This window comes from Ruegeria sp. HKCCA0370 (assembly GCF_013033705.1).
Lineage (GTDB): Bacteria > Pseudomonadota > Alphaproteobacteria > Rhodobacterales > Rhodobacteraceae > Ruegeria.
On the sequence record NZ_WQEP01000001.1, the window covers coordinates 903,154 to 925,903 of the forward strand.

General features: G+C 57.2%; 28 protein-coding genes and 1 tRNA gene. 17 read left to right on the forward strand and 12 right to left on the reverse strand.

Translation table 11 applies throughout. The annotated features are described in order from the left end of the window. Positions 1-25: 25 nt before the first annotated feature. The 6 genes from GOW31_RS04545 to GOW31_RS04570 all read right to left on the reverse strand — a co-directional run bounded on the left by GOW31_RS04545 (position 26) and on the right by GOW31_RS04570 (position 4,017). Positions 26-562 carry a GNAT family N-acetyltransferase gene (locus GOW31_RS04545; protein ID WP_152457964.1) on the reverse strand — a complete coding sequence of 179 codons (537 nt, stop codon included), beginning with the start codon at positions 560-562 and terminating at the stop codon, positions 26-28. Further along, positions 559-1,167, reverse strand: a complete 609-nt coding sequence (locus GOW31_RS04550) for a LysE family translocator (protein WP_152457963.1) — start codon at positions 1,165-1,167, stop codon at positions 559-561. Before GOW31_RS04550 ends, GOW31_RS04545 begins: the two co-directional genes overlap by 4 nt. A 95-nt stretch (positions 1,168-1,262) precedes the next feature. Further along, positions 1,263-1,532, reverse strand: coding sequence for a 50S ribosomal protein L27 (gene rpmA, locus GOW31_RS04555; protein WP_039535512.1), 270 nt, complete (start codon positions 1,530-1,532; stop codon positions 1,263-1,265). Between the two features lie 11 nt (positions 1,533-1,543). After that, entirely contained in the window at positions 1,544-2,155 is a 612-nt protein-coding gene (locus GOW31_RS04560; RefSeq protein WP_152457962.1) for a 50S ribosomal protein L21, read from the reverse strand. Between the two features lie 219 nt (positions 2,156-2,374). Continuing rightward, the gene (locus tag GOW31_RS04565) at positions 2,375-3,175 is read right to left on the reverse strand and encodes a DUF2059 domain-containing protein (RefSeq protein ID WP_171168193.1); all 801 of its coding nucleotides are present in this window, start codon (positions 3,173-3,175) and stop codon (positions 2,375-2,377) included. After that, on the reverse strand, positions 3,175-4,017 hold the full coding sequence (locus GOW31_RS04570; protein ID WP_171168195.1) for a DUF2059 domain-containing protein: 843 nt from the start codon (positions 4,015-4,017) through the stop codon (positions 3,175-3,177). The genes GOW31_RS04565 and GOW31_RS04570 overlap by 1 nt, the downstream gene beginning before the upstream one ends. A 123-nt stretch (positions 4,018-4,140) precedes the next feature. Here GOW31_RS04570 and GOW31_RS04575 point away from each other — a divergent pair. The 9 genes from GOW31_RS04575 (at position 4,141) to GOW31_RS04615 (ending at position 12,938) form a co-directional block, all read left to right on the forward strand. After that, positions 4,141-4,230 (forward strand) — tRNA-Ser (locus tag GOW31_RS04575). A gap of 260 nt (positions 4,231-4,490) precedes the next feature. Next, positions 4,491-5,048, forward strand: coding sequence for a hypothetical protein (locus GOW31_RS04580; RefSeq protein ID WP_152457959.1), 558 nt, complete (start codon positions 4,491-4,493; stop codon positions 5,046-5,048). A 200-nt stretch (positions 5,049-5,248) separates the two neighbouring features. Beyond that, positions 5,249-6,277, forward strand: a complete 1,029-nt coding sequence (locus tag GOW31_RS04585) for a zinc-binding dehydrogenase (RefSeq protein ID WP_171168197.1) — start codon at positions 5,249-5,251, stop codon at positions 6,275-6,277. 75 nt (positions 6,278-6,352) lie between these two features. After that, the gene (locus tag GOW31_RS04590) at positions 6,353-7,228 is read left to right on the forward strand and encodes a branched-chain amino acid ABC transporter permease (protein WP_171168199.1); all 876 of its coding nucleotides are present in this window, start codon (positions 6,353-6,355) and stop codon (positions 7,226-7,228) included. 3 nt (positions 7,229-7,231) lie between these two features. Beyond that, the gene (locus GOW31_RS04595) at positions 7,232-8,329 is read left to right on the forward strand and encodes a branched-chain amino acid ABC transporter permease (RefSeq protein WP_152457956.1); all 1,098 of its coding nucleotides are present in this window, start codon (positions 7,232-7,234) and stop codon (positions 8,327-8,329) included. Next, positions 8,326-9,090 carry an ABC transporter ATP-binding protein gene (locus tag GOW31_RS04600; protein WP_171168201.1) on the forward strand — a complete coding sequence of 255 codons (765 nt, stop codon included), beginning with the start codon at positions 8,326-8,328 and terminating at the stop codon, positions 9,088-9,090. Before GOW31_RS04595 ends, GOW31_RS04600 begins: the two co-directional genes overlap by 4 nt. Beyond that, entirely contained in the window at positions 9,087-9,860 is a 774-nt protein-coding gene (locus GOW31_RS04605; RefSeq protein ID WP_171115958.1) for an ABC transporter ATP-binding protein, read from the forward strand. The genes GOW31_RS04600 and GOW31_RS04605 overlap by 4 nt, the downstream gene beginning before the upstream one ends. A gap of 5 nt (positions 9,861-9,865) precedes the next feature. Beyond that, on the forward strand, positions 9,866-11,752 hold the full coding sequence (locus GOW31_RS04610; protein WP_171168203.1) for a long-chain fatty acid--CoA ligase: 1,887 nt from the start codon (positions 9,866-9,868) through the stop codon (positions 11,750-11,752). A gap of 25 nt (positions 11,753-11,777) precedes the next feature. Further along, a complete protein-coding gene (locus GOW31_RS04615) occupies positions 11,778-12,938 on the forward strand; it encodes an ABC transporter substrate-binding protein (protein WP_171168205.1) in 1,161 nt (386 codons plus the stop codon). Positions 12,939-13,009: 71 nt separating this feature from the next. Here GOW31_RS04615 and rpsI read toward each other — a convergent pair whose 3' ends face one another. Together rpsI and rplM are read right to left on the reverse strand one after the other, a co-directional pair. After that, positions 13,010-13,495 carry a 30S ribosomal protein S9 gene (gene rpsI, locus GOW31_RS04620; protein WP_152457951.1) on the reverse strand — a complete coding sequence of 162 codons (486 nt, stop codon included), beginning with the start codon at positions 13,493-13,495 and terminating at the stop codon, positions 13,010-13,012. A 6-nt stretch (positions 13,496-13,501) separates the two neighbouring features. Beyond that, positions 13,502-13,960 carry a 50S ribosomal protein L13 gene (gene rplM / locus GOW31_RS04625; RefSeq protein WP_152457950.1) on the reverse strand — a complete coding sequence of 153 codons (459 nt, stop codon included), beginning with the start codon at positions 13,958-13,960 and terminating at the stop codon, positions 13,502-13,504. Between the two features lie 242 nt (positions 13,961-14,202). Here rplM and GOW31_RS04630 point away from each other — a divergent pair, with 242 nt between their 5' ends. Next, the gene (locus GOW31_RS04630; RefSeq protein ID WP_171168208.1) at positions 14,203-14,568 is read left to right on the forward strand and encodes a nuclear transport factor 2 family protein; all 366 of its coding nucleotides are present in this window, start codon (positions 14,203-14,205) and stop codon (positions 14,566-14,568) included. A 3-nt stretch (positions 14,569-14,571) separates the two neighbouring features. Here GOW31_RS04630 and GOW31_RS04635 read toward each other — a convergent pair whose 3' ends face one another. Then, positions 14,572-15,975, reverse strand: a complete 1,404-nt coding sequence (locus GOW31_RS04635; protein ID WP_171168210.1) for a PLP-dependent aminotransferase family protein — start codon at positions 15,973-15,975, stop codon at positions 14,572-14,574. A 99-nt stretch (positions 15,976-16,074) separates the two neighbouring features. Here GOW31_RS04635 and GOW31_RS04640 point away from each other — a divergent pair, with 99 nt between their 5' ends. Beyond that, complete coding sequence (locus GOW31_RS04640; RefSeq protein WP_152457947.1) at positions 16,075-16,302, forward strand: DUF1127 domain-containing protein; 228 nt, start codon at positions 16,075-16,077, stop codon at positions 16,300-16,302. A gap of 61 nt (positions 16,303-16,363) precedes the next feature. On the opposite strand, the gene GOW31_RS04645 is transcribed toward GOW31_RS04640, so the two are convergent. After that, on the reverse strand, positions 16,364-16,807 hold the full coding sequence (locus GOW31_RS04645; RefSeq protein WP_171115971.1) for a PaaI family thioesterase: 444 nt from the start codon (positions 16,805-16,807) through the stop codon (positions 16,364-16,366). A 58-nt stretch (positions 16,808-16,865) separates the two neighbouring features. Between GOW31_RS04645 and GOW31_RS04650 the strand changes: the two genes are divergently transcribed. The 4 genes from GOW31_RS04650 to gluQRS all read left to right on the forward strand — a co-directional run bounded on the left by GOW31_RS04650 (position 16,866) and on the right by gluQRS (position 20,775). Beyond that, entirely contained in the window at positions 16,866-17,651 is a 786-nt protein-coding gene (locus GOW31_RS04650; protein WP_171168213.1) for an enoyl-CoA hydratase, read from the forward strand. Between the two features lie 253 nt (positions 17,652-17,904). Next, entirely contained in the window at positions 17,905-19,245 is a 1,341-nt protein-coding gene (gene trmFO, locus GOW31_RS04655) for a methylenetetrahydrofolate--tRNA-(uracil(54)-C(5))-methyltransferase (FADH(2)-oxidizing) TrmFO (RefSeq protein ID WP_171168215.1), read from the forward strand. Between the two features lie 37 nt (positions 19,246-19,282). Next, positions 19,283-19,897 (forward strand): class I SAM-dependent methyltransferase, encoded by a 615-nt coding sequence (locus GOW31_RS04660; protein ID WP_171168217.1) that lies wholly within the window; start codon positions 19,283-19,285, stop codon positions 19,895-19,897. Continuing rightward, positions 19,894-20,775: a tRNA glutamyl-Q(34) synthetase GluQRS gene (gene gluQRS, locus GOW31_RS04665; RefSeq protein ID WP_171168219.1), complete on the forward strand. Its 882-nt coding sequence runs from the start codon at positions 19,894-19,896 to the stop codon at positions 20,773-20,775. Before GOW31_RS04660 ends, gluQRS begins: the two co-directional genes overlap by 4 nt. 10 nt (positions 20,776-20,785) lie before the next feature. Here the strand turns inward: gluQRS and hisI are convergent, their stop codons facing one another. Then, a complete protein-coding gene (gene hisI / locus GOW31_RS04670; RefSeq protein ID WP_171168220.1) occupies positions 20,786-21,175 on the reverse strand; it encodes a phosphoribosyl-AMP cyclohydrolase in 390 nt (129 codons plus the stop codon). 48 nt (positions 21,176-21,223) lie between these two features. Between hisI and GOW31_RS04675 the strand changes: the two genes are divergently transcribed. After that, complete coding sequence (locus tag GOW31_RS04675; protein WP_171168222.1) at positions 21,224-21,676, forward strand: iron-sulfur cluster assembly scaffold protein; 453 nt, start codon at positions 21,224-21,226, stop codon at positions 21,674-21,676. 59 nt (positions 21,677-21,735) lie between these two features. Next, the gene (locus tag GOW31_RS04680; protein ID WP_152457939.1) at positions 21,736-22,374 is read left to right on the forward strand and encodes a MarC family protein; all 639 of its coding nucleotides are present in this window, start codon (positions 21,736-21,738) and stop codon (positions 22,372-22,374) included. A gap of 184 nt (positions 22,375-22,558) precedes the next feature. On the opposite strand, the gene GOW31_RS22165 is transcribed toward GOW31_RS04680, so the two are convergent. Next, a complete protein-coding gene (locus GOW31_RS22165; protein ID WP_256368775.1) occupies positions 22,559-22,681 on the reverse strand; it encodes a hypothetical protein in 123 nt (40 codons plus the stop codon). Positions 22,682-22,750: the final 69 nt, after the last annotated feature.

Sequence of the window (22,750 nt, forward strand, 5' to 3'; positions counted from 1 at the left end):
CTGCAAAGGCCCCATCGGCCACAAGTCAGAGTTTTTTACTGTATGTCCAGGTGGGCACATTCGCATCACGCGCCACCGAATAGCTTTCTGCATCGCCAAGATACTGGAACCCGCAATGAGTCAGGACCCGGGCCGAGGCCGGATTGTCCTGAAACACGCTGGCAAACATCGTCGCGTTTTTCAGCGGGTTGGCATTTACCAGTGCTTCGACAGCCATCGACGCAATGCCGGTGTTCCAGTAGATCGGCGCCACCCAATAGCCCACTTCGGACTGGTTCCGATCCAGCCGCTTAAGCGTGATCAGACCAATCAGTTCCGGACCGCCGTCCTTGGTGGCATCCATGACCCAGACGTCCTCGTCCCGGTCCTCGGCCATTGAGCGCGTCACAAAGGCCTCGGTCGAGCCGGGGGCCAAAGGATGCGCGATACTCGTCGTCATGCGCGCCACACGCTCATCACCGGCATAGTGCTCGATCAGCCCCATATCCGACCGACGCAGAGGGCGCAGATCGAACCGCTCGGTTTCTATGACCGGCTGATTTATTATTGTTTCAAGTTTCATGGGTGTGTTCCTCCTCCGAACAACACGAAAAGTACGGACGCAACCGTAAGGCCTGCCAACGTCCACATCAGATATTTTTCAACGGGTCGTCCTTCAACCGCATGGGCAATTCTATCGCCCGCAAAAGTCCAGATCGGATGAAGGATCACCTGGCAAAACAACAAACACAGAGCAATCGTAACCGTCGCTTCGAAACTGGGGGTGCCCGCAGCCACGAACCCGGTGAACCCGGCAATGATCATGGCCCAGGCCTTGGGGTTGAGCGGATGAACAATCAGCCCGGCCAGAAAGCCGGGGGCGTTCCCTTCAGCCTGTTGTCGCGACAAACGCGTGTTGGCGATCTTCCACGCCAGCCAAAAAATATAGGCCGCTGACGCGTATTTAAGCACCGTAAACACCGCGGGTGCCTGATCCGCGAGATGCAGCAATCCAAAGCCGACCGGCCAAATGATCAACTGCTTCCCAAGGATAACACCCCCGACAAAAGGCAACGCGGCGCGAAATCCAAAACGCGCACCAGTACCCAGCAGGACCATGTTGGCCGGTCCCGGCGTGCCGACCTGGCTGGCGGCAAAGATCAGGAAACTGGTGGTTGCAACTGTCATCGGTTTGTTTGATCACGACTGCGTTAAAACGAAAAAGGGACCGGCACTTTGTGCCGGTCCCCCATGAATTTTTCTTAAACCTTCTGGGTTTCGGCTTACTCTGCGGCCTCCGCCACTGGCAGGACCGAAATGAAGGTGCGGTTTTTGAGCCCCTTGTGGAACTTCACGGCGCCATCAGTAGTTGCAAAGATGGTGTGATCCTTGCCCATGCCTACGCCTTCGCCCGGCCAGAACTTGGTGCCGCGCTGACGCACGATGATGTTGCCTGCGATGGCGGCCTGACCACCATACAGTTTCACGCCAAGGCGACGACCCGCTGAGTCGCGGCCGTTACGGGAGGAACCGCCAGCTTTTTTATGTGCCATTCTCTCTCTCCTTAGCCTTTGGCCAGCTCTTTGGCCTGCTCAACCCATTCGGGTTTCACTTTGACCGTTTCGATAGCAGCAATCTGCTCGTCCGACAAGGCGGCCAGAGCGGCAAAGCTCTCGATTCCGGCTTCGGCAAGCTTCTTGGCAGCGGCAGGGCCGACGCCGTTCAGCTTGGTCAGATCGTCCGCAGCAGCAGCGGCAGGTGCCTCTGCCTTGGCTTCGGCTTTCTTGGCAGGCTTTGCAGCAGGTGCCGCTTCGCCAGCCGGAGCCGAACCGGTTGCAGCCTTGATGCCCGACTTGTCAGCGCCCGACGACAGGATGTCGGTGATCTTGACCAGTGTCAGCTTCTGACGGTGGCCAACGGTACGCTTCGAGCTGTGCTTACGACGACGCTTGACGAACTTGATGACCTTGTCACCTTTGATCTGTTCGATAACTTCGGCCTGAACGCCTGCGCCTTCGATGAACGGTGCGCCAACAACCGGAGCGTCGCCACCCAGCATCAGAACATCGTTGAATTGAACTTTTTCACCTGCGTCGGCAGCCAACTTTTCAACGCGGAGGATATCACCCGCCTGAACCTTGTACTGCTTGCCGCCAGTCTTGAGGACCGCAAACATGCGTCTTTCCTTTGTCTAACCGCGTTCTGTGGTCCCCTTTCGGGAGTTTCCGGCTCCAAGACACTTGAAAGCCACCTCGAACAGCGCGCCCTTTTCGGGCTGTGTGAATGACCATCAGGACATCCCAAGGGTCAAATAATAACGATACCCGGCACGGAAAACCGGCCGGGATGCGCGCTTATCCATAGATCGCCGGGAAAAGTCAACACCAAAGCGTCGTCAGAGATCAGACGCCCTGAGTGTCTGTGCGACCGCCCGCCCCAACCGGAAAGAGATATCGTTGAACATCCGGTCAAAGCCGTCGAAAAGCGCCTCGTTCAGGGCGCGCCCGGTTTCGGTTCTGGAGAACGCAATATTCTCACGCATCTGGGTCTCGTCCAACGGCCGATAGGCCATCAGAAGAAAGGAATAAAGCCACGCCTCGGTTTCCGCTGCGCGGCTTTCTTTCTGTGACAGAAGTTCGGCCAGCAATTCCTGATCGTCGCCTTGCGCGTCGACATCAAGACCCTGAAAGAAGCTGTAGTCGGAACTCAGCGCCCCATGAACGTTCTTTTCGACAAGGTCATTTGCCTGGATGTACTCATCGACCAACTCGAAACGAGTCGAGTCGCGCTCAACGGACTCATAAGCTTCGCGGGCCATGTCCTCAATGGCCGGGTCCGACATCGCCTGACGGGCCGAGTTTTCCAGCGACACGATCGTCTGACCAAGATCGCTTTCGAAAAACAGGATCGCCTGATCAAGCTGCGCAACGGACAGACCCGCCTCAAAGGCATCCGTCAGGAATTTCTGCATCCAGACCGGATCGTAAATATCTTTGACCTGCGCTTCAAAATACGCGCCGCCGGTATTGTCCAACAGCGTTTCGTCAAGTTCCTCGCGGTGCCCTTGACCTTCCTGTACGAGAATTTCCATCACATGCGAAAGATGCATGGCCTGCGCCAGCCGGTCGACCCTTTGATCGGCCAGCAATTGAGCGCCCCACAGAACAAACGCAATCGCCAGAAAAACGCGGTGCATCAAATATCCTGCGCGGGATGCAGTTCGGCCATTCGGGCCGCAAGTACTTCGAACCGCATGGCCATGATTTCGTATTGGATCGCGTTCAGCAGTTCATACACTTCCTGCATCAGGGGTTGTTCCAGCGCCTCGACATACGAGTCGACATCCGCATCGGAAAAGTCCTGATAGGTATACGCTGCCCCCGCAAGGCTGGACAGTTGCAGCGACTGGCGCATACCGGCTTCGTTCCGCTTCATCAGCGCACGCAATTCATCCGCATCAAGTTGCAGGTCAATGACACCTGATGCGCTGGCTGCCAGAAGAAAACGCACCTGAATTTCTTGCAGGGCCCGCACTGCGGTACCGGTCGAATCGATCGCCTTGTTCATACGTTTGAAACTTTCGACCCGTTGCGATCCGTCCTTGATCAGGTCTGCAATGATTTTTTGGCCTTCCAGCTGCTTGGCCTCATCGTCCTCGAGCATATGCGAGGCGTTTTCGGCCTCAACCAGGCGCTGCCCCAGATCCGATGCATAAAAGTCAACCGCGTGTGTCAGGGCCTCATCACTCAGGGTTTGTTCGAGGATGGAAACTGCGGTTTCGTGCATGGCGCCGACGTCAAAGACTTCGTCTGCCAGACGCGTCCAATCCGATCCAAAGCCATCCGGATCAATCCCCAGCATCTGAGGGGCGGACCTCGAGCTCAGCGCGATGCTTTCCAGGGCGACGTCAAACCCGGTTGTGGTCAGAAAGGCCTCTATCCGATCGCGGCTGGCGGCGGAAAGTTCCAAGGGGATCAGAACAAGCGCAAAGAGCGGGGCCAGAAACCAAAAGGCGGAGCGGCGTACAAACTGTATCATGGATATCAGACTAGGAGTTTTGCGCTGGCAGGCAACGGAAAATCCCGGGTTTCTTCAAATCCCGAATTTTCTGCTTGCACCCCTGCCCGTTCCTCACTAAATCCCCCCCTCACAGACCCCCGCGGAGAGGTGCCGGAGTGGTCGAACGGGGCGGTCTCGAAAACCGTTGTGGGTGCAAGCCCACCCAGGGTTCGAATCCCTGTCTCTCCGCCACTTTTCCAATGCTGGCCCAATGCTGCCTTTTGGCCCACTAGAAACGCCCGAAAATTGGTTGCGCCTGCGGGCCATTCCCGGCGGATCGCCGCCAAAACAGGGCGCGACATCTTTGTGCCGGCGTGTTCTTGCCGCGTTTCAAAGGACAATGAGCATAGCCCGGCTTATACTCTATTCTGCTGAGAATTATCGGGAATTCCCCTTTGTACCTGAGTTATTTTTAGCGCATTCCGGCGACACAATTTCCAAAGGAGACACACATGTCGCGTACTCTTATTCTTGCCATCGTCATCGCCGCAATTGGCGCCGGCGGATACTATTACCTGAATCAACCCGAACCCACACCCGCCGAACGTTTGGAAACCGCGGCAGAAGAAGCCGCCGAAGCGGTGACAGACGCAGCTTCATCTGTACAGGACGCTGCCTCTGACGCTGTCGATGCAGCGACCGAACAAGCCGCCGAAGCAGCTTCGTCGCTGACGGACCAAGCTACAGAAGCGGCGTCATCGGTTGCAGATCAGGCAAGCGAAGCGGCGTCATCGGTGGCGGATCAGGCCTCTGATGCGGCTCAGGAGGCCAGCGATCAGGTGGCCGCGCTGGCCGGTCAAGGGCAGGAGTTGCTGAACTCATGGATTCAGGAAGGCAAGCTGGACCCGACCAACTTCGACTATGATGGTATTATGACATCTCTTCAGGACAGCACTCTGGCCACCGATCTGAAAGATCAGGCGATCAAGATTGTGAATGATATCAAGGATTCGCCTGAAACGATCGTTCAGAAAATTCAGGAACTGACCAACCTGCTGACCCAACAGTAAAGTGTTGAAGGCCGATCCACGGGTCGGCCTTTGCCCCGGGGCGCATCTGCGCTGCCCCTACGTTACGGTGTCGTTGAATTGACCTCTTGCGCGGCTTTTGATTGGCTGTGTCTGACAAAAAGCCCGCGCCCTGCGCGACTGGTCTGAGGCTTTTCGGACAAGGGGCGCGCTTTGATTCAGCCAAATACGAGGATCAACCGATGACCGACCTGCCCCAGACTATGTTCGCCGCAATCCTTAAGCATGACGGGTATTCCAGTACGGCCACCGGACCAGCCATTGAAAACGCCGCCGACTGGTTGGAAGAAGCCGAGGTTCCCACGCCGGAACCCGGCCCGGGCCAGGTGCTGATCCGTTTGCGCGCGGCTTCGGTCAATCCGTCCGATCTGCATTTCATCAAAGGTGAATACGGGCAGCCAAGGGTCAAGGGATTCCCCGCCGGATTTGAAGGATGCGGAGACGTCGTGGCCGCAGGAAAGGGCGCCGAGGCCCTGCAAGGGCAACGCGTCGCGTTCGTCGCCGCCGGATCGGGGGCCTGGGCGGAATATGTCGTCACGCAGATGCAGATGTGCATCCCTCTGCGCCCTGATATCTCGGACGATGACGGGGCCGCCCAGATCGTCAATCCAATGACGGCGATGGCCATGGTGGATATGGCCAAGGCCGACGGCGATGCCTTTGTCGTATCGGCCGCGACCAGCCAGTTGGGCAAGCTGATGTGCAGCCTTGGACGGGATCTGGGTTTGAAGCCGATCGCTTTGGTGCGTCGGGCCGAGACCGCAGAGATGTTGAAAGACCTTGGCGCTGCCGAAGTGCTTGTGACAACCGACGAAGACATTGTCGCAAAGTTTGCGGATCTGAGCGCGCAGCTGAAACCGCGCGTGTTTCTGGATGCCGTGACGGACCAATTGTCCGAACAATTGTTCTGTGCCATGCCCAACCGGGCGCGCTGGATCAGTTATGGCAAGCTGTCTACCGAGGCGCCGTCGCTGACTCAGACAGGGCAGTTGATTTTCATGGGAAAGCGGATCGAAGGGTTCTGGCTGACAAGCTGGATGATGTCGACCCCGCCCGCCGATCAGATGCGTGTCGTGGCCGAGGTTCAGGCCCGGTTTGCCGACAGGCGCTGGAAAACGGATGTTTCTGAACACCTTACACTCAGAAATCTTGTGCCAAACCTGGCTGATGCGCTGAAAAAGAGTGACGGCAAGGTGATAATAACGCCATAGTAGAACAAACCCGCGTCACCGGAGGATGCGCGCGGGCGGAACGCGACACCGGCAAACCGGTCGAGGGAGGACAGTTTGGATAACGCGCAGCTGCTGATCAGCGGACTGGCAAACGGGTGTGTCTATGGCCTGATCGCGCTTGGCTTTGTTCTGATCTACAAGGCGACCGAAGCGGTAAATTTCGCGCAGGGCGATTTCATGATGCTGGGGGCCTTTGTCACCATCGGCCTGACCAATACCGAATATATGGGCCTGCCGTTCTGGCTGGCCCTGCCGATCTCGCTGGGGATCATGGGGGCATTGGGATATCTTCTGGATCGCCTGATCATCCGTCGCCTGTTTGGCGAAAGTCAGACCGCCGTCGTTATCCTGACCATCGCACTGGGCTTCGTGATCCGTTTCGTGGCCGGATTGATCTGGGGGCACGAACCGCAAACGCTGCAAAACCCGCTTGCGGGGAAAGAGCTGCGCTTTGGCGGCCTTGTGCTGGGGCTGGAGGATGTCGCCGTGATCGTCGTCACCATCCTGCTGACATGGGGCCTTTACGTCTTTTTCAACCGTTCCAAGCTCGGGCTGGCGATGCAGGGGGCGTCGCAAAACCAGCTGGCGGCGTATTACATGGGCGTGCCTGTCAAGCGGGTTCAGGGGTTCATCTGGGCGCTGGCCGGGATCGTGGCGGGGATTGCAGGCATTCTGTTCGCCGCCAAGGGCGCCGTGGATCCGACAACGGGATTGCTGGGCATCAAGGCATTTGCCGCCGCCGTCATCGGCGGGTTCGGAAGCCTGCCCGGGGCGCTGGCCGGTGGTCTTGTCGTCGGGGTGATCGAGCCTTTCGCCAGCCGCTATATCGCGGCGGGTTACAGCCAGATCGCGCCATACGCCCTGCTACTTGCCGTGCTGATCTTTCGCCCCAACGGGTTGTTCAGTCAGGTTCGGGTCAAAAAGGTCTGAGCCATGCGGATCATCTTCAAAACCGACTACATGCAGGATATCCGCCCGTGGAAAGACCGTTACCAGCTTGTCCTGTATCTGATCCTTCTGACGGTGGTTGCCGCAGCCCCCTGGTGGCTGGATGAGTTTTATCTGGGCGAGCTGACAAACGTGCTGATCTGGGCCATTGCCGGATTGGGTCTGATGGTCCTGACCGGGCATACAGGTCAAGTCAGTCTGGGCCACGCAGCCTTTCTGGCTTTTGGCTGCTATGCCAACGTTGCCCTGATTGAAGCCGGGGTGCCCTTTCTTCTCGCTTTTCCGCTGGCCGGCATCCTGACGGGGATCGCGGGCGTGACCGTTGCGATCCCTGCCCTGCGCCTGCATGGCATCTATCTGGCCATCTTCACCATGGCTCTTTCGATCCTGATGGACGACATCATCGTTCTGTCCGAACCCATCACTGGCGGCGTTGCGGGCAAATATGTCGGCGGGGTCGAAATCTTCGGCCATCTGGTGGACCGCTGGGGAACGCCCGATCAGTTTTTCTGGCTGGTCCTGACCGTCGCCGTGCTGGTCACACTGGGATATATCAACCTGCTGCGCGCGCCGTTGGGGCGCAGCTTCATCGCGGTGCGCGACTCTGAGGTTTCGGCACAGGCGATGGGCATCGACATCGCGCGGACAAAGATGATCTCATTCGCGTTATCCTGCGCGGTGACGGGCTGGGCCGGGGCGCTGATGGGATTGTTCGCCGGAGCGTTCAACAACGAAACCTTCAGTGTTCTGATCTCGATCCAACTTCTTATGATGATCGTCATCGGTGGGCTGGGATCGATCCATGGCGCCTTTCTGGGCGCGATCGTGATCGGGTTCCTGCCGCAGTTTCTGTCAATCTCAAAAGAATATGCCGGCGCCCTGTTCGGCGGCAATACAGTCGCCATTCCGGGGTTGGAGTTCGGCATCTTTGGCATGATCCTGATCGCTTTCATCCTGTTCGAACCCATGGGAATCTATGGCCGCTGGCTGAAAATCCGCACGTGGTTCGAGCTGTTCCCCTTCTATCGAAAAGACATGTTCAAACGGCAGAAATCCTATCTCAAGACGGAGCGTCTGAGATGAGCTTGCTGGAGTTCGAAAATGTCACCCTCAAGTTCGGCGGCCTGACGGCGGTGGATGACCTGTCATTCGACGTTCGGGCAGGTGAAATCTTTGCTATCGTCGGTCCAAACGGTGCGGGCAAGTCCACTGTTTTCAACCTGATTTCCCGGTTCTACGATCCTATTGACGGGGCGATCCGGTATGACGGTCATGATCTGCTTCGGGTCAAACCGTCCGGTGTCGCCGCCTATGGCGTGGCGCGGACATTTCAGAACATCGAGCTGTTCGAACACGCAACCGTTCTGCAAAACCTGCTGGTCGGACGCCACCGCCACCGCAGGACAAACTTGATTTCCGAGATTCTTTTCACCCCGTCGGCAAAGCGACAGGAACTGGCAAACCGCGAGAAAGTGGAACGGATCATCGACTTTCTCGACCTGCAAGCCTATCGCGACAAGATGATATCGGGGCTGCCCTACGGCGTGCGCAAAGTGGTCGAAGTTGCACGGGCTTTGGCAACTGACCCAAAACTCTTGCTGCTGGATGAGCCGGCCTCGGGGTTGTCCGTGGAAGAAACAACGGACATGCGTTGGTGGATCGATGATATCCGTCGGCAGATGGGCATCACCGTTTTGATGGTAGAACATGACATGGGCCTGGTCTCGGGCGTGTCTGACCGGGTTCTGGCCATGGCAGACGGCGCAAAACTGGCGCTTGGGACCCCGGCCGAAGTTCAATCGCACCCGGCAGTGATCGAAGCCTATCTCGGGAAGGCTTCATGAGTGCGCCAATCCTGAAAATCCGAAATGTCGAAAGCTTTTATGGCCCGATAATGGCCATTCGCGGTGTTTCGCTGGACGTTCACGAAGGCACGATAGTCTCGATCCTTGGCGCAAACGGTGCCGGCAAGACGACGTTGATGAAAACCGTCTCGGGGGTGATGGACCCGGAAAAAGGCACGATCACCTTTGATGGAGACGACATTCAGGGGGCCGAGCCGCATACCGTCGTCCAGCGCGGGATCGTGCATGTACCCGAAGGGCGCGAGGTGTTTCCTCTGCTCACCGTCGATGAAAACCTGAGCCTCGGCGCGTATACCCGAACGGACAAAGTGCAGATCGACCAGGATCGCGAGCTTGTTTTCAGTTACTTTCCCGTTCTGAAAGATCGTCACACGCAAGAGGCCGGCACCCTTTCGGGCGGGCAGCAACAAATGCTGGCAATCGGACGTGGGCTGATGGCCCGTCCCCGCATCATGCTGCTGGATGAGCCGTCGCTGGGTCTGTCACCGCTTTTGGTGCAGGAAATATTCGCCATTCTGAAACGTCTGAACGAAGAACAGCATATGACGATGCTGCTGGTCGAACAGAACGCCAATGCGGCGTTGCGGCTGGCGCATCATGGATACGTGATGGAGGTAGGCCGCATTGTCATGGACGGCGCTGCGGATACGTTGCTGAAATCCGAAGACATCCAGAACTTCTATCTTGGCGTGCAGGAAGAAGGCGCACGCGAAAGCCGCCGGTGGAAACGCAAGAAGACGTGGAGGTAAGCAAGATGGATGCCACGCCCCTCGCCTCGCAGGTCAAGATCAACGGCGTTGAACTGAATGCAACCCCCGGACAACGCCCGTTGCGCGTGGATGGGTGCACCACCATCAGCATGCTGTTTCAACAACGTTGCGCGGAACTGGGGGATCGTACAGCCCATCGCGAAAAGGATTTGGGCATCTGGAAGTCATATTCCTGGGCCGACTACTGGCAGCACGCCAAGTGGATCGGGCTTGCTCTGCGCAAGCTGGGCCTGGAACGCGGCGACGTTGTTTCGATCCTGTCCGAGGGCCGCAAGGAATGGATGTGGTTCGATATGGGTATTCAGTGCGTCGGGGGTATTTCTTCTGGCGTCTACACGACGGATTCGGCCAATCAACTGCAATATCTGGTCAACAACAGTGGCAGCAAGTTCCTCATCGTCGAGGACGAAGAGCATCTGGACAAGTTTCTGGAAGTCGAAAATCAAGTTCCGGATCTGATCAAGGTGATCATTCTGGAAGACGAAGGCTTGCATGACCTGACCCATCCGCGCTGCATGATGATCGACGATCTTTACGCTTTGGGCCAGCAGGCCGAACAGGAAGATCCGGGACGGTTCGAAGCCGAAATCGCATTGGCCAAACCTCAGGATACAGCCTTGCTGGTTTATACATCCGGCACCACCGGCCAGCCCAAGGGTGCGATGTTAAGCCATGAAAACATCCTGGCCGGCATCGAGGCCGGTGCCTGGTCATTGCCGACGCAGGCCAGTGACGAACAACTGTGTTTCCTGCCCCTCTGCCATATCTTGGAACGCGACGTATCCGTCTATTTCCCACTGGCCGCCCGCTGCACCGTGAATTTCGCGGAAAGCCCCGAGACGGTCTTTGCAAATCTGCAAGAGGTCTCGCCTTCGACCTTCACGGCGGTGCCGAGAGTTTGGGAAAAGATCTATGCGCATGTGCAAATCCTGGCGCAGGATGCAACGCCGTTGGGTCGAATGGCATACGGTCTTGCCCTGAAGGCCGGCGCACGGCGGGCCGAGTACGTGAGTTCGGGAAAACCCGTTCCCGCCGCCATCGCGGCCCGGTTCTGGTTTTGGGATCAGTTGGTTCTGAAGAATCTGCGCCGGATGCTGGGCTTGGACAAGCTGCGCCGGGGTGGCACGGGTGCTGCGCCTATCTCGGCGGATTTGTTGAAATGGTACTGGGCCATCGGTGTGCCGATCGTCGAGGGCTTCGGCATGACCGAAACGTCCGGCCTTGCCACACTCAACACCGTGGAAAGCAACAAGATCGGAACCATCGGCAAGGTCGTCCCGGGGTGCGACATCCGCATCTCGGATGAAGGTGAAATTCAACTCAAAGGCATGAACATCTTTCAGGGCTATTGGCGCAACAACGCAAAGACGGCGGAAAGCTTTACTGCCGATGGCTGGCTGCGCTCCGGCGATATGGGACGTATCGACAAGGACGGGTACGTTACCATCACCGGCAGGTTGAAAGACATCATCATCACCGCCGGTGGCAAGAACATAACCCCGGCCGAAATCGAAAGCCGGCTGAAGTTCAGCCATTACATCTCGGACGCGGTGATCATCGGCGACCGGCGCAAATACCTCACGGCGCTGATCATGATCGATCAGGAAAATGTCGAAAAATATGCGCAAGACCAGAAAATCCCTTTCTCGAACTTTGCCTCGCTTTGCGCCGCGGCCGAAGTCAAGGAGCTGATCGGCGCCGAAGTGGCCGCGGTGAACAAGGAATTCGCACGGGTCGAGCAGATCAAGGATTTTCGCCTGATCGACGTTCTGCTGACCGCCGAGGATGATGAGCTTACCGCCACAATGAAGCTGAAACGCGGCCTGGTCGAAAAGAAACACGGACATCTGATTGAAGACATGTACACTTAGCCAAAGAGTTTTCGGGAGGAGAAAGATGAAGAAGTCATTCAAATGGCTGGCCACCGCCACGGCGTTGACCGCCTCGGCAAGCATCGGTTGGGCTCAGACGCAGGGCGTGACGGATGATGAGATTGTCATCGGGTCCGTCAACGACCTGAGCGGCATCTTTGCCGCGGTGGGTGTCCCGGCGACCAAAGGTGCCAACGTGGTATTCGACCGGGTGAACGAAGCCGGTGGCATACACGGGCGCAAAATCCGCTATGTGGTCGAGGACAACGGATACCAGATGCCGCGTGCGATGCAGGGCTACAACAAGCTGCTGAACCGCGACAAGGTGTTCGCCATGCTGCAATCGCTTGGCACGCCGATGAACATGGCTGGGTTCAAGTTGTTGGATCCCAAGGGCATTCCCAACGTGGCACCTCTGACCGCTGCGCGTCAGATGTTGCAAGAGCCGATGCGAAACAAGTTCACGTCTTTCTCGACCTACTATGATCAGGCGCGTGTCGGTGTGAAATATCTGGCCGGCGAATTTGGATCAAAGACGGTTTGCACCATGTATCTGCCGACAGATTTCGGTGAGGAAATTCTTGAAGGCAGCAAGGCCGGCGCCGAAGAAGCCGGGATCGCTTTTGGATCTGAAACGACCCACAAACCGGATGAGACGGATTTTGTCGGGTCGCTCAGCAAGCTCAAGGAAGAGGGCTGCGATATCGTCACCATGGCGCTCGGCGTGCGCCAGGCGATCACCGTAGTAGGCACCGCCAAGAAGATGGGCCTGACGGACATGAAGTTCCTCGGCACTTCGGCCAGTTTCCTGACTGTCGTGGCGCAGGTTCCCGGTGGGGTGACTGACGGGTTCTATGCAGCAGCTTCGTGGCAGGATCTTTGGGCGCGTGCGGACCAACCTGCCCCAGCGGCATTTATCGAAGAATACAAGGCCGCAATAGGCGAAGATCCGGTTGGATTTGCCATGTTGGGCTATTCCGCTGCGGAAATGATGGTCAAGGCGCTTGAGGCCGCAGGCCCTGACCTGACGCATGACAGCTTTATCGAGGCGATGGAGTCACTGGACTATCAGGATGATCTGGTCGGCAACCATATTTCCTATGGCCCGGACGATCACCAGGGGGCGGATACGGTTTTCGTCAACGTCGTTGAAAACGGCGCGTGGAAGCTGGTTTACGAAGAATAAGATTTCCCGCAAAAACAATGCAAAAGGGCTCGCAATTGCGAGCCCTTTCTTTGTTGGGTTTTCCCGGCGAATTAACGCTTGGAGAACTGGAACGAACGGCGGGCTTTGCGCTTACCGAATTTCTTACGTTCCACAACGCGGCTGTCACGGGTCAGGAAGCCAGCGGCTTTCAGGGCGCCGCGCAGGTTGGGATCGTACAGTTGCAGCGCTTTCGAGATGCCGTGCTTGACCGCACCGGCCTGACCGGTCAGGCCACCACCTTTGACGGTGGCGACAACGTCGAACTCGCCTTCGACACCAGCAACCTGGAACGGCTGGCGCAGGATCAGTTGCAGAACGGGACGTGCGAAATAGACGTCCTGATCCTTGCCGTTCACGGTGACCTTGCCGGAACCCGGCTTGATCCAGACGCGGGCAACAGCGTCTTTACGCTTGCCGGTGGCGTAGGAACGGCCCAGCTCGTCACGTACGGGTTCACGCACGATGACTTCTTCGGCCACGGTTTCAACGCCTGCGACGGCGCTCAGCTCTTCGAGAGTATTGATCTGATCAGCCATCGGTCATTAGCTCCGGGTGTTTTTCTTGTTCATGGACTTGACGTCCAGAACTTCGGGCGCTTGCGCCTCGTGGGGATGCTCGGCACCGGCATAAACGCGCAGGTTGGTCATCTGCTTGCGCGACAGGCGGTTGCCCGGCAGCATGCGCTTGACCGCCTGGGTGACGACGCGCTCGGGGTGTGCACCTTCCAGAATCTGCTGTTTGGTGCGCGACTTGATGCCGCCCGGGTGGCCAGTGTGCCAGTAGAAGTTCTCTTCGCGCTTCTTGCCGGTCATCTGGATCTTGTCAGCGTTGATCACGATGACGTTGTCGCCCATGTCCATGTTCGGGGTGAACGACGCTTTGTGCTTGCCACGCAGACGCATGGCGACGATCGAGGCAAGACGGCCCAGAACAACGCCCTCGGCGTCGATCAGGATCCATTTCTTGTCGATGTCTGCAGGTGTTGCAGAAAAGGTTTTCATGGCAGGATAGTCCTGTTTGATGTGAAAGACCGCCCCAAGCGAGGCGGCCCGAATTCGATGGATGCGTATCTAGACACCTACGATTGACACGTCAAGCGACCCAATGCTAATTAAATATATTTAAAACAATAACTTACAAAATAGGTATTATTTTACCCCATAATTCTGATGTGGAATTCTCCCAATTTCAACACTCTGATACACTAGATAGGAATTGATCGCGTCCAGCCACGGAGAGTTGCATGCAGGATTTGATGTACACAATTGAAAGTTACGGTGCCGCCTGGCAGGAAAAGTCCTCAGGAAAACGGTTTGAGTTCTTGACGCATTGTTTTGCGGAAAACGGTCGATATGTGGATCCAACAGCTGATGTTTCGGGGCGTGAGCGTTTGAATGCTCATATTGGAGAGATTCTTGAAAGCTCGAATGGGCGCGTTGAAATCACCAGCAGTCCGGTTTCGCACCACGATGTCGTTCATTTCACTTGGCATATGGTGGCGCCCGACGGCGCAATCATGGTGGCCGGGCATGATTTCATTCGATTGGACGAAGATGGAAAGATCGCTCATCTAGCCGGATTTTTTGGCGATCCGCCCCCGCTGACCTGAATGCTAGACGCTGATCTGTTCCGGTGGATTGTCCAGCAACGCGCGCAGCCTCAGCATTGCGTCTTCGAACCGTTCCAAAGAAACGTGACCATTCATGGCGATGCGTACTGCATTCGGCGCGCGCCCATCGCGCAGGGCAAATTCATCCGCTGATCTGAGTTGAATACCTTCTCGTTCGGCCGCGCGGCTGAACGCGGCAGAGCGCCACCCCGATGGCAGGTTCAGCCAGACGAAAGGCACGTCCGGAGCCCAGTTCAGATCGAACCCCCCCAGCGCATTGACGGCAATCCGGACATAGTCACCCATCCGCTTGCGCACATCCTGGGCAATTTGGCGGGTACGCGGGTCCGACAGCAGCAACCGCGTGAGTTCGGCCAGGGGTTGAGCCAAGCCAAAATACCCATATTCGGCAGATCGACGCAGATCGACACTGCGATCCTTTGGAGCAATGGCGAAACCCACGCGCAGCGCCGGTGTGAGTATCTTTGAAATGGACGACACGTGCCACCCTCGCTCGGGTGCAAGGGCGCGAAAGCTGGGTTCTTTGGCGTCCCCCATTCGATAGCAATCATCCTCAACGATCTGGACATCAAATTTCCGTGCGATCTCAACGATTTCTTTGCGTCTTTCCAAAGGCGTGTGTGTTGCGGTCGGGTTTTGAACTTCGGGTGACACGCATACCGCCTGCGCCGGGGTTTGGCGCAGAACATGTTCCATTGCTTCGGGATCGATACCCCATTTGTCCATCCGAATTCCGACCACCTCGGCGCGCATCAACTCTCCGGCACGACGGAAACCGGCGTAAGACAGGTCTTCAACCAAAACGACCGGCTTGGGCCCTTGCAGGATGGTTTGAAACACCAAGCATAGCCCATTCTGCCCCCCATGGGTCAGGACAATGTCATCATCGTTCAGTGGGCCCAGCGGAAGATCCGACAGCCAGTCAACCACAGCCTGTCGCATGGGCTGATACGCATCGCGTGTGGGGTAGTTCATGAATAATGCAGGATCGGATTGAGAGACTTTCTGCAAGCACTCGCGGATCAAGGACACCTGCCCCATATCCACCAGCCTGGGGCTGAACAGGCTGACATGGTGGGTGTTCTGCGCCTCGGCCAGATGAAGCTGCCGGGACCAGACATCATCCAGAATCGGAGATTTTGGCGGGGCTACGAATGTACCACGTCCGACCTCGGCTTGTAGCAACCCCTCATCGGTGAGAATCGTATAGGCGCGCGCGACAGTGCCGGGTGTAATTTGCAATCGATACGCCAGCTCCCGCACCGGTGGCAGTTTGGTGCCGATATCCAAAGTTTTGTTATCAATAGCTTTTCGTATTGTGTCGGCAACCAAAGTATACTTTGGCCCCTTGGACTTTGGCAGCGCGCTTGGCCAAATTGTATCCATTACAATTCTTCCTTTGCCTTTGACACAATTTCAAATGTATCAAACTTATGTACCAAGCAATACTGTTTTGTGTCAATACAATTTGAAAGGAATTCCGAGATGACACGCACAATGCACACCCCCGCCCTTCTGCTGCTGAACGACAGCCCACGGCTGCCTCTGCTCGCTGCTCTGGCCGTGCGGTTTGCGGCGGCGGTCACTCAATGGGAACGCCGTCGCCGCAGTCGCGTCAATCTGAGCTATCTGGATGACCGTCTGCTTCAGGACGTCGGGCTGACCCGCCATCAGGCTGGTCGGGAAACAAAGCGCTTTTTCTGGCAGCCCTGACTGATCCCCAGTCCCAATTATTGGGACCTTTTCCTGGGCCGGGGCCTGTCCCCGGCCTTTTTTATCCGAAATTCGCGGCAGCGGACCCTGCTGGCGGCAGGGAATAGGTCATCGTTGCCCGTGCAACCGGAAGATCACTGCCTTCCGAGTATAAAAGCACATCCCCAACGGCCAGTGTTTTTCCCAGCTTCAACAAACGACAGGCCGCAATCATATCGGCGCCGCCTTCCGGCTTGCGCAGGAAATCAAAAGAACTGTTGGTGGTAACAGCCAGTGACTGGCGCCCTTTCCGTGCCAGAACCATCGCATAGACACTGACATCGGCAAGCCCGAACATCGACGGGCCGGAAACCGTGCCCCCGGGACGCAGATGTTGATCCTGAACCACAAGGCGCATGGTGATCGAGTCTTCGGTCAAATCTTCAACGACGAAATCCTTGTGCACCTGCGGGAACACCTCTTTGAGGTATTGTGACAGTTCGTCCCGATTCATTGCCAAAGCCATACTTCCCCTCCTGCTCTTGCCGACCTAGAGTTGGCCCAACTTGGGAACGGAGGGCAAGATGGCAATTCTGGAACGTTACGACACGGGCGCGGTGGCACGGCTGACACTGAACGCCCCGGACCGGCTGAACGCACTGAGTGATGAGATGCTGGCTGCGCTGCAAGCCGAACTTGATGCGCTGCGCGACGACGGCTCGATCCGGGCCGTGGTCCTGTCGGGGGCGGGAAAGGCGTTTTGCGCCGGGCATGACCTGAAGCAGATGACAGCCGGACGCCAATCCGAAGATGGTGGCAAGGCCTACTTTCAAGATCTCTTTTCCCGTTGCGCCCGGATGATGATGTCGATCCAGTCCCTGCCGCAACCCGTTATCGCGCAAGTCCATGGCATTGCGACTGCCGCCGGGTGTCAGTTGGTAGCGACCTGCGATATGGCGGTGGCCGCAGAAGGAACACGGTTTGGCGTCAACGGGGTCAATATCGGCCTGTTCTGTTCCACGCCGATGGTGGCTCTCAGCCGCAACATCCCCAGAAAGCAGGCATTTGAAATGCTGACCACCGGCGAATTCATTTCAGCAGAGCGCGCCGCCGAATTGGGGCTGGTAAATCGCGTCGTTCCAGAAGCGCTGCTGGAACAAGAAGCCAACGGGCTTGCGGAACTGGTCGCATCCAAGCTTGGCGTCGCCGTGAAGATCGGCAAAGAAGCGTTCTATCAACAGCTGCAAATGCCTTTGGACCAAGCTTATGCCTATACCGGAGACGCAATGGCGCAGAATATGTTGTACCGCGATACGGAAGAAGGCATTTCCGCCTTTATTGAAAAGCGCCCCCCGAATTGGACCCAATGACGCAATTGTTTTGAACATTTTTTGCCACTGTTTTCATTTTTGCACTTTCCAAAAGGGCAACTCTGTGGCAAAGCTGGGTCGAGGCCAAGGCCTCAAGACACTTTTGGGTCGCCGTGGGCGGAAGGTCCCTCCAGCTGGTCTCTCTCACCAGCGCTGACATTCCCGCAGCGGCGACCCCAAGACCCCTCCACCAAATCAGTCACGTACAATACGGCAGTTGCGCCTGTGTGTGCGGTGCCCTATGTGGCTGCACATGACACAAGTTTTGCATATCGTCGGCGGTGGAATGGCCGGGTCCGAAGCGGCCTGGCAAGCCGCTGAAATGGGCGTTGACGTGGTCATTCATGAAATGCGCCCCAACGTTGGCACCTTCGCACATCAGACAGGAAACCTGGCGGAAATGGTGTGTTCGAACTCGTTCCGATCGGATGATGATGAACAGAATGCCGTCGGCCTGCTGCACTGGGAAATGCGGGCAGCCAATGGGCTGATCATGACAACCGCCGACGCGCACAGGCTTCCTGCAGGGGGGGCTCTGGCCGTGGATCGCGACCCGTTTGCCGAGACGGTCACCGCAAAACTGCGCGCCCACCCACGCGTGAGCGTCACCGATCAGGAAGTCACCTCGCTGCCTGATGACGGCCATTGGATATTTGCGACCGGCCCGTTGACCTCACCCGCATTGGGGGAAGCCATCCGGGCGGAAACGGGATCGGACGCGCTGGCGTTCTTCGATGCAATCGCGCCCATTGTCTATGCCGACAGCATCGACATGAGCAAAGCGTGGATGCAATCCCGGTATGACAAAGGCGAGACCGAGGAAGAACGCACGGCTTACCTGAACTGCCCGATGGACCGTGATCAATACGAGGCTTTCATCGACGCCCTTCTGGCAGCGGACAAAACCGAGTTTCACGAAGGTGAGACTGCAGGCTATTTTGATGGCTGCCTTCCCATTGAAGTCATGGCCGAACGCGGGCGCGAGACACTGCGCCATGGTCCGATGAAGCCTGTTGGGCTGACAAACCCCCATGCACCTGACGTCAAACCCCATGCCGTGGTTCAGTTGCGGCGCGATAACGCGTTGGGCACATTGTTCAATATCGTGGGGTTTCAGACCAAGATGAAATACGGCGCCCAGACCGACGTGTTCCGCATGATCCCCGGCCTGGAAAACGCCAGCTTTGCCCGGCTGGGCGGCATCCACCGCAACACGTTCATCAACTCTCCCACCCTGCTCGATGCACAGATGCGCTTGAAATCCAAGCCCAACATCCGCTTTGCCGGCCAGATTACGGGCGTCGAAGGCTATGTTGAAAGCGCCGCTATGGGATTGCTTGCCGGTCGCATGGCCGCCGCGGAAATACTGGGGCGTGACTTGCCCGAAGTGCCGAAAGACAGTGCAATGGGTGCGTTGATCCATCACATTACGGGCGGGGCCGAAGCCAAGACGTTTCAGCCGATGAACGTAAACTTTGGCCTGTTCCGCCCCGTGGACGGCCTGAAAGGCGGGCGGCGCGGCCGGAAGGACCGGTACAAGGCCTATACCGATCGTGCCAAGACAGAATGGCAAACCTGGTTGGATCAATGCTGACTGGACGCGCGGCGTGATCTCGGCCTAGCATGACGGGATGAGCGACAAGTTCCTGGACAGCACCTACGATCTCGACACGCCTGAAGACACTGAAACGCATTACCAGAACTGGGCCGCGACCTATGAAGAAGAGGTCGCGGAACAGGGATATGCAACCCCGGGACGGGTGGCCGCGGCTTTGTGGCAATTCCACCCTCACCCCCAAACGCCGATTCTGGACTTCGGCTGCGGAACGGGGCTTTCCGGTCTCGCCTTGCGGGCAGCGGGATTTGAGGTCATCGATGGTATCGATCCCACCCCCAAAATGCTGGAAGAGGCAGAGGCCAAGGGTGTTTACCGAACCCTGACCGGGTTTGACATCACCAAACCGGCCCCCCTCAGGCGCGGCGCGTATTCGGTGATCACCGCCATCGGCGTCATCGGTCAGGGCGCGGCCCCGCCCGAGACATTCGACCAGTTGATGCACGCCTTGCCCAAAGGTGGGTTGCTGGCGTTTTCCCTGAACGACCATGCGCTGTCAGATCACAAATTCACCTGCCGACTGACGGATTGGGTCGACATGGGTGCCGCACGTTTGCTATTTCGTGAACACGGGCCGCACTTGCCCGGCATCAACCTTAACTCTGACGTGTATGTTATAGAAAAAGCGTGACTTTCGTAACGCGTTTCGCGCCATCCCCGACTGGCCCGCTTCACCTTGGTCACGCGTATTCTGCGATGATCGCCAGTGATATGGCCAGATCTGAACGCGGCCGGTTCTTGCTTCGCATCGAAGATATCGATCGGTCCCGCTCGCGCTCGCATTGGGAGGACCAGATCTATGATGACCTCAATTGGTTGGGGCTGACATGGCCGGAACCAGTGCTGCGTCAATCAGATCGGCTGAGTATCTATGATCTCGCGTTGGAGCGGTTGTGGATGAAAGGTCTTCTGTATCCCTGCCTGTGCAATCGCAAGGATATTGCCGCCGCCGCAAGCGCGCCCCAGGAAGGCGCGCCCTTGCTTGGGCCAGACGGAATTATCTATCCCGGAACGTGTCGAAAAATAAACCAGGGTATAGACTTAAGTCAAAACCCTCACCCGAGGGACCAGGTGTTGCGACTGGATGTTGCCAAGGCCTGTCAAACAATCCAAGATCCGGCCAAATTCCAATTCTTGGAACTGGGCTCCGGCCCCGGTGGCGAAACAGGAACAATTTCTTTTACCCCGGATGAGTTGGAAACCAGTGTCGGCGATATCGTTCTGGCCCGCCGCGACATGGGCACGTCCTACCATTTATCCGTCGTTCTTGACGACGCGGCCCAGGGGATCACCCATGTGGTCCGAGGTCAGGATCTGTTCGAAGCCACACGCATCCATGTGCTGCTTCAGGTGCTGTTGGATTTGCCGACGCCTGTGTATTATCATCACGATCTGATCCGCGATGACGCCGGCAAACGGCTGGCGAAACGCGACGATGCGCGTGCCATCGCGAAATACCGGGCCGATGGTGCCAGCCCGGCAGACATCCGGCATATGGTGGGGCTTTGATCTGACTCGGTTACTCCATCGGGGCCATCAGTTCGGTCTCGGCCCCGTCCCGCACCGCAGTATAAAAGCACGTCCGGCGGTTGGTGTGACAGGCAGCACCGGTTTGACGCACCAGAACCAACAGGCAATCGCGGTCACAGTCGATGCGGAAATCCACCAGTTCCTGCACATGGCCCGAAGTTTCACCCTTGATCCAGAAAGACTGACGCGAGCGCGACCAATAGGTCACCCTGCCCGTTTCCAGCGTCTTTTCAATGGCCTGTGCGTTCATCCATGCCATCATCAGAACTTCGCCCGACACCTCATCCTGCGCAATTGCCGGAATCAGTCCCGCCTCGTTATATTTCAGAGTCGATGGTTCAAACGCGACGGGGTGAGACATGACAAAAACCTTTTGCATCCGTTGGGCTGGCCACTATGTATGAGGAACACACGACGAGGGAAAGCCATGAGCGGCGAGAACGACTTGATCAAGCTGTATTCCGGACGCATTCTGGCGTTGGCGGCCGACATCCCGCATCTGGATCGGTTGGAAAACGCGGATGCAACAGTCAAGAAACGCTCGCCTCTTTGTGGCTCTACCGTAACGGTTGATTTGAAGGTTCAGGATGGACGTGTCAGCGCCTTCGGGCAGGACGTCAAAGCCTGCGCGCTGGGACAGGCCTCTGCTTCGGTGGTTGGCGACGCGATCATTGGTGCCACGCGTGCGCAGGTCGAAGCAGCGCGCGATCAGCTTGCGGCCATGTTGAAAAAGGACGGCCCCGCCCCGGATGCGCCGTTTGACGGCCTTGAGGTCCTGATGCCGGCGCGGGACTACAAGAACCGCCACGCGTCAATTCTGCTGGCGCTGGATGCCGCCGCCGAAGCCATGGCGCAGGCCGAACAGGCAGATTGCGCCTGATCATAGCTATTTGATGTAAACCCGTTTACCTTCCGCTTAAATTTAAGGAGGGATGGGTTTTGGAAAATCTACTCGAGCATTTTGTAACTCTTTGGGTCGTAATAGACCCGATTGGAACTATTCCCGTTTTCATTGCCGTCACTGCGGGGCTAGAGGCCGCCGCGCGTCGCAAAACAGCGCTGTTGGCATCGATAATAAGCGCCGGTGTCCTTTTGTTCTTTCTCGTGTTTGGGCAATTGCTGATCGAAGCGCTGGATATTGGACTGAATTCATTTCAGGTCGCAGGCGGCATCATCTTGTTTCTGTTCGCTCTGACCATGATCTTTGGCGAAAGCAAACAAGACATAGAACAGCGTCAGGCCGAAGAGGATCAGGAAGATAAGTATCACAAGCAGAATCCCGCGATATTTCCTCTTGCGGTTCCGTCTCTGGCCTCGCCCGGCGCGATGCTTGCAGTGGTGATCCTGACGGACAACCATAGATACAGTGCAGCCGATCAGGGGATTACCGCATTGGTCATGCTGTCGGTTTTAGTAGTTGCCTTCGTTCTCATGCTTCTGGCCGAACCGATCATCCGCCTGATTGGCCATTCAGGAGCAGCGATCATCAGCCGTATCATGGGGATGATCCTAGCCTCGGTCGCGGTCAATTCAGTGCTGTCCGCATTGCTTGAGATTTTCAAAACCGGCCAGTTGTAAAAAAAACCGCCGCACCTTCCGGGCGAAAGGGCGGCGGCAGGCATTGCGTGTCTCGCGTGGGGTCCGGATTACCGCACGGGGCCGAGGCAAGGCCCCTCAAGGGGTTTGGGACAGGCAGGTCACCCTTGACTGAAATGGGGATGACAGCGCGGTTTTTTCGGCACGAGATCGCAGGCAGAAAGGTTCAGAAGCCAACCGGCAGGTGCAAGGCGACCATCAGGATCACGACCAGAGATATCACGCCCACGGCATCCTGTAGGATCGTCGATTGTGAGCGGCTGAATACGGTCTTGATCTGGGTCAGCATAGGGTCACCTCCGGTCAGAGCTTTAATCCTTTGTTGACCTTTTGTTCTCATATTTACCCGAGTCGGTAA